The 12946-nt window shown below is 64.0% G+C and carries 10 protein-coding genes; 7 read left to right on the top strand and 3 right to left on the bottom strand.

Annotation, left to right across the window (positions count from 1 at the left end; genetic code table 11):
* Nucleotides 1–112: 112 nt before the first annotated feature.
* Nucleotides 113–1117, bottom strand: a complete 1005-nt coding sequence (locus tag B9A19_RS02650) for a LacI family DNA-binding transcriptional regulator (protein WP_084088992.1) — start codon at nucleotides 1115–1117, stop codon at nucleotides 113–115.
* Nucleotides 1118–1354: 237 nt separating this feature from the next.
* Here B9A19_RS02650 and B9A19_RS23230 point away from each other — a divergent pair, with 237 nt between their 5' ends.
* Both B9A19_RS23230 and B9A19_RS22420 read left to right on the top strand, forming a co-directional pair.
* A complete protein-coding gene (locus B9A19_RS23230) occupies nucleotides 1355–2920 on the top strand; it encodes a carbohydrate-binding protein (protein ID WP_176216742.1) in 1566 nt (521 codons plus the stop codon).
* A gap of 122 nt (nucleotides 2921–3042) precedes the next feature.
* Nucleotides 3043–4416 carry a carbohydrate-binding protein gene (locus B9A19_RS22420; RefSeq protein ID WP_084088994.1) on the top strand — a complete coding sequence of 458 codons (1374 nt, stop codon included), beginning with the start codon at nucleotides 3043–3045 and terminating at the stop codon, nucleotides 4414–4416.
* A gap of 257 nt (nucleotides 4417–4673) precedes the next feature.
* On the opposite strand, the gene dkgB is transcribed toward B9A19_RS22420, so the two are convergent.
* Together dkgB and B9A19_RS02670 are read right to left on the bottom strand one after the other, a co-directional pair.
* Nucleotides 4674–5474 (bottom strand): 2,5-didehydrogluconate reductase DkgB, encoded by an 801-nt coding sequence (gene dkgB / locus B9A19_RS02665; protein ID WP_084088995.1) that lies wholly within the window; start codon nucleotides 5472–5474, stop codon nucleotides 4674–4676.
* Nucleotides 5475–5508: 34 nt separating this feature from the next.
* Nucleotides 5509–6717 (bottom strand): MFS transporter, encoded by a 1209-nt coding sequence (locus tag B9A19_RS02670; protein WP_084088996.1) that lies wholly within the window; start codon nucleotides 6715–6717, stop codon nucleotides 5509–5511.
* A gap of 96 nt (nucleotides 6718–6813) precedes the next feature.
* Here B9A19_RS02670 and B9A19_RS02675 point away from each other — a divergent pair, with 96 nt between their 5' ends.
* From B9A19_RS02675 to B9A19_RS02695, 5 genes are all read left to right on the top strand, one after another.
* Complete coding sequence (locus B9A19_RS02675; protein WP_084088997.1) at nucleotides 6814–7716, top strand: LysR family transcriptional regulator; 903 nt, start codon at nucleotides 6814–6816, stop codon at nucleotides 7714–7716.
* Nucleotides 7717–7831: 115 nt separating this feature from the next.
* Nucleotides 7832–8842 (top strand): tetratricopeptide repeat protein, encoded by a 1011-nt coding sequence (locus B9A19_RS02680; RefSeq protein ID WP_084088998.1) that lies wholly within the window; start codon nucleotides 7832–7834, stop codon nucleotides 8840–8842.
* A 54-nt stretch (nucleotides 8843–8896) separates the two neighbouring features.
* A complete protein-coding gene (locus tag B9A19_RS02685) occupies nucleotides 8897–10057 on the top strand; it encodes an iron-containing alcohol dehydrogenase (protein WP_084088999.1) in 1161 nt (386 codons plus the stop codon).
* Nucleotides 10058–10170: 113 nt separating this feature from the next.
* Nucleotides 10171–11181 carry a tetratricopeptide repeat protein gene (locus B9A19_RS02690; RefSeq protein ID WP_084089000.1) on the top strand — a complete coding sequence of 337 codons (1011 nt, stop codon included), beginning with the start codon at nucleotides 10171–10173 and terminating at the stop codon, nucleotides 11179–11181.
* 89 nt (nucleotides 11182–11270) lie between these two features.
* Complete coding sequence (locus B9A19_RS02695) at nucleotides 11271–12884, top strand: tetratricopeptide repeat-containing diguanylate cyclase (protein WP_084089001.1); 1614 nt, start codon at nucleotides 11271–11273, stop codon at nucleotides 12882–12884.
* Nucleotides 12885–12946: the final 62 nt, after the last annotated feature.

Genomic DNA, 12946 nt, shown 5'->3' on the forward strand with positions numbered 1-12946 from the left:
AGGGGCCGCCGGCATTGGGCCGTGCGGCATGTCCGACCGGGCATGCGTGCATGCCCGACTGGCAAGATAACGTGTCGTTCCGGGGGAGAGAAGCCAGTAAAGACCTTATGCGTCAGCGCAACCGACGAGTGGAGTCGCGCGTGATCAATTCCAGCCGCAGATCGGGCCGTTGCGGCGTTTGCCCGCTCAGCACGCTGACCAGCGTTTGTGCTGCCGCCATGCCGATCTCGAAGGCAGGCTGGCGCACCGTGGTCAGCGGCGGGGCCATGTAGCTGCTGTAGGGCAGGTCGTCGAAGCCGACCAGCGATACGTCCTCCGGCACGCGGATGCCGCGCTGGTAGAGTCCCAGTCGTGCACCCAGCGCCATCTGGTCGTTGGCGGCAAAAATGGCGGTGAACGGTATGCGGTCGCTCAAGAGCTGGCTGACCGCAACCACGCCGCTCACCTCGCTGTACTCGCCCTGCACGATCAGGCGCGGGTCGATGGCGATGCCGGCCGCCGCCAGTGCGTCCTTGTAGCCTGCTTGCCGCTCCTCACTGTCCGGGTGGCCGGGGGCGCCGCAAATGTGTGCAATCTGGTGGTGGCCCAGGCTGATCAGATAGGCGGTGGCCTCGCGCGCGGCGGCGCGGTCGTCCAGCCAGAAGCTGTAGACATTGGCGGCATCGAGCTGGCGGCCAGTCACGACGACGGGAATGCGCGCGGCCTGGTGCACCAGTGCTTCATCCAGCATGCCGCCGGTCAGCACGATCAGACCGTCCACCTGCCGGCTGGCCAGCAGTGCGATACGGTGGGCTTCTTCCTTGGCGTCCCAGTGGCCGTTGGCAAAGATGGGGGTGTAGCCGGTGCCGGCCAGCCCTTTTTCTACGCCCTCCAGGCATTCGCCATAGAAAGGGCTGGCAATGTTCTGCGTCAGCACCCCTATGGTCATCGAACGGCCGCTGGCCAGTGCCTGCGCCACCCGGTTCGGCTGGTAGTTCAATTTGTTGATTGCGCGCTCCACGGCCTCGCGCTTGCTGTCCTTGACCGCAGCGGTGCCGTTCAGGATGCGCGATACGGTGCTGGGCGAAACGCCGGCCTCTCGGGCCACTTGCTCCAGCGTACTTATTTTTGCTTGCATGGACTGATCATCTTGAAAGCGTTGTCATGAATGGGCACGTTTGCTATCGTGCCACTTTATTGCAGCTAACTGCTTATTTGTTCTGGCTATTTTAGCATTCGACTGCCATTTTCTGTTCATGTCGATTGCGGTGTTGCAGTAAAAACTGCGTAAAAATTTGAAAGCGCTTCCATTTTTCCGTTACTGCACGGCGGCAAGTGGAGGCCTGACCCTGACTGGATGGAGTCTGCATTGCCCATGTTCAAGCCCTTACCCCTGGTCGCTGCCCTGCTGGTGCTGACCGTTCCGTTGGCTCATGCCGCTTGGCCGGTCTGGCAGGCCGACGTCTATTATGCCGCCGGAAGCATCGTGTCTTACAACGGGCACGATTACCAGGCGCTGGTCAGCCAGACCGACTACGCAGCCACCGGCTGGAACCCCAATAGTGCCAGCTTGTGGCGCGATCTGGGGACGAGTAGCAACGCTGTTACACCACAACCGACCCCGATCCCGACGGCATTGCCCAGCCCCCAGCCCACCGCTGCGCCGGCCGGTGGCTGCTACGCAGCATGGGACAGCAGCAAGGCCTACAACGGAGGCGCGCAGGTAAGCTATGCCGGCCGCAACTACGTGGCGCGCTGGTGGACGCAGGGCGACATCCCGGCCAGCAACACGGCTGAAGGCCGGCCCTGGAACGATGCCGGTAGCTGTGGCACTGCCCTGCCGACGGCCACGCCTATGCCTACAGCGACCCCGCGACCGAGTGCCACGCCAGCTCCCACGCCCATCCCGACTGCTACGCCACGCCCGACGGTAACGCCAACCCCGGCGCCGGCATGTGCAAGCTGGCTGCAGAGCCAGACCTATGCGGCCGGCGATGTCGTCGCCTATCAAGGCAAGACCTACACCGCGCTGGTGCCGCATACGCTGGCGCCCGGCGTGGACTGGAACCCGGGCAGCACGGCCACGCTGTGGCAGGCCGGCGGCAGCTGCAAGCCGCTGGTCCAGCCGGTGCCGAAGTTTGCCGCACCGGCGCTGAGCTGGCAGGAGCACTGGTTCGAACACCAGCAGAACATGAAGCTGATTGCCTACAACGACACCGTCGCACTGTATTTCGACGACGACGTGAACCGCGATGCCGGCAAGTGGATGCTGCCTTACCTGACGAAGATGTGGCAGTACGCACAGCAGACCTATGGCCCGGCCACCTTGACCACCGACCGCATGTACTCGCTGCACCATGAAGCCAAGTACTACGGTGGCCATCCGTCCACTGTCTACGATGCCTCGCACGACTATCACAACGTCAGCGATGTGGGCGGCAGCAACTGGATCAACCCGCAGTACGAGGTGGTCACGCACGAAACCGGCCACGTGGTCGAAAGCATCGCCAGTGGCAAGCATGGCTCGCCGGCCTTCCCGCTGTGGGGCGACAGCAAGTGGATGGAGTTCTACATCTACGACGCCTATGTGGCGCTGGGCATGAGTGCGCAGGCCAGCGATGTCTACAACCGCTGGACGAACGACAGCGACAGCTTCCCGCGTGCCGGCACCAACTGGTTCCGCGACTGGTTCTACCCGCTATGGCGCGATCACGGCCACGCGCAGGTAATGAACCGCTACTTCCAGCTGGTGGGGCAGTACTTCCCCAATAACGGCCGCGACTACACGCGCAACATGAACTGGGGCGAGTACATCCACTTCATGAGCGGCGCAGCCGGCACCGACCTGAAGGCACAGGCCGCCACGGCCTTTGGCTGGCCGGCCGACTGGGAAACGCAATACCAGCAGGCCAAACGCGATTTTCCGAACATCCGCTATTGATCGGGCTGCGATCAGCGGCGAGCAGTTGTTTCAAACGGGCAGCCTAGCCAGCCGCCCGTGCAGTACCTCGAGGGCAGTACCTACAAGCTGGCAACAGCAATAACGATATGGAGTGAGTGGACATGAACAGACTGACCGTGGCCGGGTTGATCCCGGTCGCCCTGATGGCAGCCTATGCCGTCAGCGCACAAGCCGCCTGCCGTGGCGAATGGGCCGAAGGCAATACCTATAACGCGGGTGATACCGTCACCTACCAGGGCGCGACCTATACCGCGCTGGTCACGCATACCGCCTATGCCGGCGCCAACTGGAATCCGGCCAGCACCGGCAGCCTGTGGCAAGCCGGCGGTAGCTGTGGCGTAGCACCGACCCCGGCGCCGACGGCCACACCCAAGCCGACTACCCCGCCGGCCAGCACGCCGGTGCCGACCAAGCCGCCTGCTACGCCCACATCGACCCCGGCACCGTCCGGTGCCGGTTGCTACGCCGCCTGGAACAGCAGTACCGCCTACAACGGCGGCGCGCAGGTCAGCTATGCCGGCCGCAACTACAGCGCCAAGTGGTGGACCCAGGGCAATGTACCGCCGAGCAGTACCGGCGACGGCCAGCCGTGGACCGATATCGGTGCCTGCGGCGGCAGCACGCCGGCCACCCCGGTGCCGACCGCTACCCCCAAGCCGGCCACGCCGACGCCGGTTCCGCCTACACCCACTCCGGTACCGGTCGTGACGCCGACCCCGGCCGGTATCCCGGTGCCGGCCGGCTACAAGCTGGTGTGGAACGACGAGTTCAACAACGGCAGCCTCGATACCTCCAAGTGGGAGTTCGAAGTGAATGGCAGCGGCGGCGGCAACAACGAGCTGCAGTACTACACCAATCGTAGCCAGAACGCGTCGGTGCAGAACGGCGCGTTGGCCATCAAGGCGCTCAAGGAGCAGTACACCGGCAACGACGGCACGCGCAACTATACCTCGGCACGCCTGCACAGCAAGGCCAGCTGGACCTTCGGCCGCATGGAAGCCCGCCTGAAACTGCCGTATGGCCAAGGCTTGTGGCCGGCGTTCTGGATGATGCCGCAAGACAGCGTCTATGGCGGCTGGGCAGCCAGCGGCGAAATCGACATCCTTGAGGCCATCAATACCAAGGGTGCCGGTGGCAACACCGTGTATGGCTCGATCCACTACGGCGCATCGTGGCCGAACAATCAGCACACCACCGTGGCCTACACCCCGCCGACCAGCATTGCCGACAACTACCATGTCTATGCGGTGGAGTGGGAGCCGGGCCAGATCCGCTGGTATGTCGACAACACACTGTATTCGACCCAGACCAGCTGGTATTCCACCGGTGGCGCTTACCCGGCGCCGTTCGACAAGAACTTCTACATCATTCTGAATGTGGCAGTAGGCGGCAACTGGCCGGGCAGCCCGGACAGCAACACCACCTTCCCGCAGGAAATGGATGTGGACTACGTGCGCGTGTTCCAAAAACAGTAAGCGCCTGTGCTGTATCCCTCAGGCGGTCGTTGTGGGTATACAGGCATCAAGAACCCGGCAAAGCCGGGTTCTTGCCAGTTTTGGTGGACGTAGCGCGGCGCTTCCCTGCTTGATTCCACACCCCCACCCTCGCCACCGCGAGGGGGCCTCGCTTCGCTCGTCAGTGGCACGAATGCGTCCTTTGGAGATGAGGTGCTCTGGGTTCCAGGCAAGAAAAACGCCGGCTATTGTCGGCGTTTTGCCTGGTGGGGCGGCGCTCAGTCCCAAGCGGGAGCAAAGTCCGGATTCACCAGTCGCTCGTTGCGGTCCAGCCCGGCAATGGCCTGCATGTCGGCGCTGCTCAACTTCAGCGTTTGCGCGGCCAGGTTGCTGTGCAGATTGTCGCGCCTTGTCGAGGACGGAATCACCGCATGTCCCTGTTGCAGCAGCCAGGCCAGCGCCACCTGTGCTGGTGTGGCGTTATGTTGCCGGGCGATGTCCTGCAGCAACGGCTCCTGCATCACCTTGCCATAAGCCAGCGGCATGTAGGCGGTCAGGTGGATGCCGTGCCCGGCGGCAAACTGCGCCAGCTGGCGGTTCTGCAGGAAGGGGTGCAGCTCGACCTGGTTGGTGGCGATCTCGCCCGCGCCGATGCAGGCTATCGCTTGCTGCAGATGTGCGATGGTGAAGTTGGAGACGCCGATCTGCCGCGCCAGCCCTTGTCGCTTTGCCGCCAGCAAGTCCGGCAGATAGTCTGCAACGGCCGGTGCGTCGCCGGTGGCGGGCCAGTGGATCAGGGCCAGATCGACCTGATCGATGCCCAGCTTGCTCAGGCTCTCGTCCAGGCTGGGCAGCAGCTTGCCGGTGGCCAGATGATCGATCCACACCTTGGTGGTAATGAACAGCTCGCTGCGCGGCACGCCACTCTGCGCGATGGCGGCGCCCACTTCGGCTTCATTGCCGTAGATTTGCGCGGTGTCGACATGGCGGTAACCCAGTTCAAGGCCGGTGCGCACCGAGTCGATGACTTGCTGGCCCTGCAGGCGGAAAGTGCCGAGGCCGAAAGCGGGTATGGACATGATGATGGTTCCTGGTTGTGAATGAGGGCAAGGTTCAGTGGCCGCCGGCGCAGGCCATGCCGCGCTCTGCCACGTATTGCGTGCCGGCGCGGCGGTCGAGGCGGCCGCTCCAGCCGGTCAGCGCCAGTGCGCCCAGCACGATGGCGCCGCCTGTCCAGCCGGTATGGATCAGCCCGAATTGCGCGACGATCAGCCCGCCGGCCCATGCGCCGAAGGCAATGCCGAGATTGAAGGCCGCGATGTTCAGCCCGGATGCCACATCGACCGCGTGCGGCGCGTGGCGTTGCGCCTGTTGCACCACGTACACCTGCAGGCCGGGCACGTTGCCGAAGGCAAAGGCGCCCCAGGCCAGTACCGTGAATACGGCCAGCCACGGGTGGGGCGCGGTCAGCGACAGCGTGAACAGCACGGCGGCGAGGCCGGCAAAAATCAGTTGCAGTGCGGCAATCGGCCCGCGCCGGTCGGCCAGCCGGCCGCCCCACACATTGCCGATGGCAACGGATACGCCATAGACCAGCAGCACCAGCCCGACCGCATTGGCGCTGAAACCGGCCAGTTGTTGCAGGATGGGGGCGAGGAAGGTGAAGGCGATGAAGCTGCCGCCGTAACCGATTGCCGTCATGGCATACACCAGCAACAGGCGTGGCTGACGCAATACCTGCAGTTGCTGCAGCAAGCGTGCAGGCGGTGCGTGCGGCAGGTGGCGCGGCACGAACAGCAGGCTGGCCAGCATGGCAAGCACGCCCAGCGCGGCCACGGCCAGAAAGGTAGCGCGCCAGCCCAGATGCTGGCCGATGAAGGTGCCCAGTGGCACACCGGTCACCAGTGCCACGGTCAGGCCGGAGAACATGGTGGCAATTGCGCTGGCCGCCTTGTCGCGGCTGACGAGGCCGGTGGCGATGGTCGAGCCGATGGAAAAGAACACACCGTGTGCCAGCCCGGTCAGCACGCGGGCCAGCACCAGCGGCCCATAGCCGGGGGCCAGCCAGGCCAGCAGGTTGCCGGCGGTGAACAGCGCCATCAGCGCGATCAGTAGCACCTTGCGTGGCATGCGGCCGGTCAGCGCGGTCAACAATGGTGCGCCGATGGCAACGCCCAATGCATACAGGCTGACCAGCAGGCCGGCCGATGGCACGCTGACGCCCAGATCGGCTGCCATGGTGGGAATGAGGCCGACGATGACGAACTCCGTCGTCCCGATGGCAAAGGCGCTGATGGTCAGCGCCAGCAAGGCAAGTGGCATGTCGCACTCCTGCAGGTGGAAAGCCCGCAGTGTCCCCGCTTTATTGTTGCGGAAAAACCGGTGTAAATTGAAAAGATATTTGACTGAAAATCAACAATGAAAACGACACTGGATGAATTGCAGGCACTGGTGGCCGTGATTGATTGCGGCTCGATCACCGCTGCGGCACGGCAGTTGCAGCAGACGGTCTCGGGCGTCAGCCGGGCGCTGGCGCGGCTGGAAGAAAAGCTCGGCGCCAGCCTGCTGCTGCGCACCACGCGCCGGCTGGAGCTGACCGAGGAGGGCCGGCTGTTTCTGCAGCAGGCGCGCCGCATTCTTGCCGCCGTCGACGAGGCGGAGGAACAGCTGACGCTGCGCCGCGCGCGGCCGGCCGGGCGCTTGCGCGTCAACGCGGCATCCCCGTACATGCTGCATGTGCTCGTGCCCATGGTGGCCGGCTTCAGGGCCGCCTATCCCGACATCGCGCTGGAACTGCACAGCAGCGACCACGTCATCGATCTGCTGGAGCAGCGCACCGATGTGGCCATCCGCATTGGCCCGCTCAGTGATTCCACCTTGCACGCACGGCCGCTGGGCGGTCACCGCTTGCGCGTGCTGGCCAGCCCGGCCTATCTGGCGCGCCACGGCATGCCGCACAGCGTCGAGGCGCTGGCACAGCACAGCTTGCTGGGTTTCACCCTGCCCGAGTCACTCAACCAGTGGCCGCTGCGCCACGCGGGCGGCGAGCGGTATGCCATTGCGCCCTCGCTGCAGGCATCCAGCGGCGATGCGCTGCTGGCGCTGGCGCTGGCGGGTGAGGGCATCGTCTGCCTCGCTGACTTCATGACCGCCAATGCTCGTGCTGGCGGGCTGCTGCACGAGGTGCTGGCCGATTACCGCGTGGATGTGCGGCAGCCGGTACATGCCGTCTACTACCGCAATACCGCGCTGGCCGCGCGCATTGCCTGCTTTCTTGATTATCTGGCCGCGCATCTGGCCGGGTGGCAGCGGGACAACTGAGGCGCGATGTGCATGCTGTGCACAGGGTTACACCGGGCATGCCGCGCTTGAAATCGTTGCCGGGCGCGGGTAGGCTGCGGCGATTCGTTCTCAATACCACTCTGCTTGCAACCCCATGCCGGATACTTCAGCGCTAGGCGGCCTGATTGAAGAAAGCGAGCGGTTGACCTACCTCGATCCGCATCGGGCACTCAGCCTGGCCGAGGAGGCCAGCCGGCTGGCCGCCACCTCTGCCGACCCCGTTCTGGCGAGCCGTGCCTGGCGTCGCTACGGTTCGCTGTTGCTGGCGTTCGGCCGCATACCGGATGGCCAGCAGGCCATGCTCAATGCGCTCAAGATCGCCGAAGCGGAGGACATCGAGTTCGAACGCGGCGAAATCATTCAGGAAATCGCCAGCATCTATTACACGCTGGGCGAGTATGGCGAGGCGATTGCCTATTGGGGCGATTGCCTGGACGAAACGCACAATGCCGGCTTTGTACTGTCCACGCGCATACACGCGCACATCGGTCTTGGCCAGGTGTACTTTGCGCACGAATCCTTCCAGATGGCGCTGGCCCATCACTTGCAGGCGCAGTCCTTATGTACTGACGAGCTGCATGTCGATTTGCGGGCACGCGTTGCCATCAACCTGACTGCCGATTACTACAAGCTGCATCGCTACAACGATGCACTTGCCGCGCTGAGCCTGGCCGAGCCACTGTCGGTCGAGGCGGGCAATCAGGAATACCTGGGCGAAATCCTTGTTTATCGCTGCCATATCGCGCTTGATCTGGGGCAGCTTGCCGCAGCGCACGAGTATCTGGCCGGTGCGGAAGCGCTGCGTCGCGTCTGGGTGTGGGGCGAGGTGTCGCAACAGATCACGCGCGGCCGGCTGGCCATGGCCGAGGGCGATCTGGCCGAGGCGCGGCGCTGTTTTGCCGGTGCGCTGGCACGTGCCGAGGACATGGGTTCGGCGCACGAGGTGTATCAAGCAAATCACTTGCTGGCTCAGGCCAGTCAGCTGGCAGGCGACGTGGCCGATGCAGAGCGCTATCATCGTCGCTATCAGGAAGTCTTCAACCGCATCGTACGGCCAGCGACGTTTGCGCAATTGCGCGCACTTGAGGCCAGGTTGAAGCGCTAGGCTCCGCACGGGGCCGTTGTTTAAAATCGAGCCCCACCCCGGAGTGAGCCAGACATGCACGCTTTCACCCTGCACAACCCGACCCGCATTCATTTCGGTGCCGGCCAGATTGCGCGCATTGCCGACGAAATCCCCGCCGGCAGCAAGGTTTTGCTGACCTTTGGTGGTGGCAGCATCCGCACCAATGGTGCGTATGACCAGATACTGGCTGCGCTGGCCGGGCGCACGGTGATCGAGTTCGGTGGCATCGAATCCAATCCGGAGTTTGAAACGCTGTGCAAGGCGGTCGAGCTGGGGCGTGCCGAGCACGTGGACTGGGTGCTGGCAGCGGGGGGCGGCTCGGTCATCGACGGCAGCAAGTTCATTGCTGCCGCGCTGGCGCTCGATACCGACATTGATCCCTGGCTCATCATCGGCAACCGTACCCCGCTCAAGACGGCTGTGCCGCTGGGCGTGGTGCTGACCCTGCCGGCTACCGGCTCGGAGAGCAATGCCGCTGCCGTGATCACGCGGCGCAGCACGCAAGACAAACTGTCTTTCAAGAGCCCGCTGGTGTTCCCGCGCTTTGCCGTGCTCGACCCGGCCGTCACGCGCAGCCTGCCGCCACGGCAGGTGGCCAACGGTATTGTCGATGCCTTTGTGCACACCACCGAGCAGTATCTGACCGTACCCAATGCTGCCTCGCTGCAGGACCGGCTGGCCGAGGGCATACTGTCCACACTGATCGAGAATGGCCCCAAGACACTGGCCGATCCGGCCAACCCGGATGCACGTGCCAATCTGGTGTGGTCGGCCAATCAGGCGCTGTTCGGTCTGGTTGGCGCCGGGCAGGTGACCGACTGGGCCACGCATGCCATCGGTCACGAGCTGACCGCGCTGTATGGTATCGACCATGCGCGCACCCTGGCGCTGGTGTTGCCCAGCCTGTTGCGCTATCGCCTCAACGACAAGACGGCCAAGCTGGCGCAGTATGGCAGGCGCGTGTGGGCGCTGAGCGGTGGCGACCGGGTGGTGGCCAGCGGTGCCATCAATGCTACGGCGTCCTTCTTCGAACATCTGGATGTGCCGACGCGGTTGTCGGCCTACAAGCTCGACGCAGCCGAAGTGGCCGAGGCCGTGCGCACGCAGCTGATCCGCCACAACCGGCTGCAGCTGGGCGAGGGCGGTGTGCTGACTCCGGATGACTGCGCCCGCATCCTGCTCGCAGCTGCCTGATCTGCCGCAGGTGCGGCAAGCACGCAACGTCTGGCGTGCCGGCGCGGCGATTGCTGCGGCAAAGTGCTAAGCTTCTAGCCCGCAAGCACTGTCCAGGCTCGCCCTCCCTACCCATGGCTCGTCCCGAACTGCAAGATCTGCTCGACCGCGCGCGCAAGCTGGTGAACTCCCAGACTGCCGATGCGCTGTCGCTCGCGCTGCGCGCGCGCGATCTGGCGGTGGCGGATGGTGATCGCTATGCCGAGGCCGAGGCGCTCAACCTGTCGGCCCAGTCCATGGCTTTGTTCGGCCAGTATGCCGATGCACTGGATACCTTGTTGCGGGTGATGGATCTGGGTAGCCAGATCGACATCGGCACCCAGCACGGCATGGCGCTGCAACTGATCGCGCGTAGCCATTACACCCAGGCCGATTACGAAGCCGCCACCGATTGCTGGCTGGCCTGCATCGAATTGCCCCGCCAGACGGTCAGCGCGGTTGACCAGGTGCAGGCGCATATCGGGTTGGGCCAGGTACTGTTTGCCAACGAGCAATACGAAGCCGCGCTGGCGCACCACAGGCGCGCGGCAGAGCTGTCGGAAAACTGTGACGACGTCACGCTGATGGCTGCCAGTTTGATCAATATCGCCGTCGATCAGCAATACCTGGGGCATTTTGTCGATGCACTGGATGCGCTCAAGCAGGCGCTGCCGCTGGTGCGTGCCGCCCAGCATTATGAATTCGAGGCAGAAATCTACGGCATCATCGGCCAGATCCAGTTTGCGCGTGGCGAAGTGGCCAAGGCGCGCATGAGCCTGCGCGTGGCGCTGAAAATCAACCGCCTGCACAACCACCTGTGGGGCGAGGCGAACGATCTGCTGTGGCTGGGCCATTGCAGCATCACCGATGGCTTGCTGGAGGCTGCGCGGGACGAACTGCTGCGGGCCATGCAACTGGCCGAGGCCATGGGCACGCAAAACCTGACGGCACGCATCCATCTGGCGCTGTCCACGCTCTATATGGCGCTGGAGTCGCCTGAAGAGTCGCTGGCGCATATCGCGGCCTACCAGAACATGCAGCAGGACATCATCAACACCATTACTTCCAGCCGCTTTGCCAGCATGGAGCTGCGGCTGAACGATTGAAGTGCCGGTTTATGGCGCTGTGAGCGCCTTCCTTGCTATTGCCCGGCGATCTGCTCTACTAATGAACTGTCCCGTTTAATGCTGCTGCAATGAATGCCGAGCCCCCCTCCCAATATCTGGTTGATGAGCTGAACCAGCAAGCGCGTGCCATGTACTGCGACCGCAGCCATGCTGCACGCGTGCTGGCCGAGCAGGCGTGCAGCATGGCAGTGTCCATCGACTACCATTTCGGCTATGTCGAAGGGCTGCTCAATCAGGCGCGCGCGCAGATCCTGCAGGGCGCCTATGCCGAGGCGATTGCGCTGATGCGGCACAGCATGTTTCTGGGCGAGGAATATGGCTACAAGATCCATGTGGCGGAATGCCTGCAGGAAATCGCACGTGCGCACTATGTATTGGCCGAATATGACACCGCGCTCGAGTACTGGGCGTCCTGTCTGAGTGCCTCGCTCGATGCCGAGGCGCACGAAGCCTATGTGCGCGCGCAGATCGGCATGGGGCAGATCTATTTCGCCCACGATGATTTCCAGTCGGCCTATGAGCACCACCTCAAGGCCGAAGAGGGCCTGACCGCGCTGGACAACGACAACCTCAAGGTCGCGGTGTTGATCAATCTGGGCGTGGACCTGCACCGGCTCGACCGTTGCGACGAGGCGCTGCAACCGCTGCAACAGGCGCTGCGCATGGTCGAGCAGCGCATGCACCGTGAGTACGAGGCCGATACCTACAGCGGCATCGGCCACATCTATCTGACTCAGGGCCGGCTGGACGATGCCGAGCAATGCCTGCTGCATGCGTGGGAGGTCAACCGCGACCACGGCCACCTGTGGGGCGAGGCATTCAACCAGTTACTGCTGGGCAAGCTGGCGCGGGCGCGCGGCAACGAAATCCGCGCGCTGGAGCTGTTGTTGAAGGCGCAACAGCAGGCAGAGGCCATTGCGGCGGCGCATCTGCAGTTCCAGATCGACGAGCAGCTCAGCTACATCTATGAGGCGCTGGGCCAGCCGCATGAGGCCCTGGCGGCCTATCGTGCCTATCATCGCGGCTATCTGGCCATCTTGCGCCAGTCGTCGCCGCAAAAGCTGCGCATGCTGCAGATGCAGCTGGAAATGGAAAAGGCCAGGCTGGAAAACGCCCTGCTCAGGCAGCAGCGTGCCAGCCAGCACAAGGAACTCAAGCGGGTCGAGAAAATGGCCTGTCAGGACGCGCTGACCGGCGTGCTCAACCGGCGCGGCATCGACATGCAGGGCAATCAGCTGTTCATGCGCGCGCGCGACGAGGTCAAGCCGCTGGTGGTGCTGATGATAGACATCGACCACTTCAAGCGCGTCAACGACCAGTACGGCCACGCGCTGGGCGACAAGGTGCTGCGCCAGGTGGCTGCGCTGATCAAGTCCGGCTGCCGCCAGGATGATCTGGTGGCGCGCTATGGCGGCGAAGAGTTTCTGGTGATGCTGCCCGGGCGCCGCTGTGCCGATGCCTTCGACGTGGCCGAGCGCCTGCGCGGCCTGATCGGCGGCTGGTCGTGGACGCGCATCCACCCCGACCTGACCCTGACCATCAGTGTTGGCATTGCCGAGTGCGGGCTGGAAAGCACGCTGGCGCCACTGCTGGATCGGGCTGACCGGCAGCTGTACCGGGCCAAGGCTGCAGGCCGCAACCGGGTGGTGATGGAACCCGAGCTTGATGCCGCGCAACCGTAAGCGCAAAAACCATAAGCAAATTGGGGCTTAAGGCCGGGTTTTTTCCGGTAAAATCCGATCTT

Origin of the sequence: Andreprevotia lacus DSM 23236, from assembly GCF_900176275.1 — a bacterium.
Classification (GTDB): Bacteria; Pseudomonadota; Gammaproteobacteria; order Burkholderiales; family Chitinibacteraceae; genus Andreprevotia; species Andreprevotia lacus.

What these genes read in the sequence shown, in the direction of transcription:
- B9A19_RS02680 (WP_084088998.1), top strand. Translation starts at nt 7,832, where the DNA reads ATGCCGGATACTTCAGCGCTAGGCGGCCTGATTGAAGAAAGCGAGCGG.
- dkgB (WP_084088995.1), bottom strand. Translation starts at nt 5,474, where the DNA reads ATGTCCATACCCGCTTTCGGCCTCGGCACTTTCCGCCTGCAGGGCCAG.
- B9A19_RS02670 (WP_084088996.1), bottom strand. Translation starts at nt 6,717, where the DNA reads ATGCCACTTGCCTTGCTGGCGCTGACCATCAGCGCCTTTGCCATCGGG.
- B9A19_RS02685 (WP_084088999.1), top strand. Translation starts at nt 8,897, where the DNA reads ATGCACGCTTTCACCCTGCACAACCCGACCCGCATTCATTTCGGTGCC.
- B9A19_RS23230 (WP_176216742.1), top strand. Translation starts at nt 1,355, where the DNA reads ATGTTCAAGCCCTTACCCCTGGTCGCTGCCCTGCTGGTGCTGACCGTT.
- B9A19_RS22420 (WP_084088994.1), top strand. Translation starts at nt 3,043, where the DNA reads ATGAACAGACTGACCGTGGCCGGGTTGATCCCGGTCGCCCTGATGGCA.
- B9A19_RS02695 (WP_084089001.1), top strand. Translation starts at nt 11,271, where the DNA reads ATGAATGCCGAGCCCCCCTCCCAATATCTGGTTGATGAGCTGAACCAG.
- B9A19_RS02690 (WP_084089000.1), top strand. Translation starts at nt 10,171, where the DNA reads ATGGCTCGTCCCGAACTGCAAGATCTGCTCGACCGCGCGCGCAAGCTG.
- B9A19_RS02675 (WP_084088997.1), top strand. Translation starts at nt 6,814, where the DNA reads ATGAAAACGACACTGGATGAATTGCAGGCACTGGTGGCCGTGATTGAT.
- B9A19_RS02650 (WP_084088992.1), bottom strand. Translation starts at nt 1,117, where the DNA reads ATGCAAGCAAAAATAAGTACGCTGGAGCAAGTGGCCCGAGAGGCCGGC.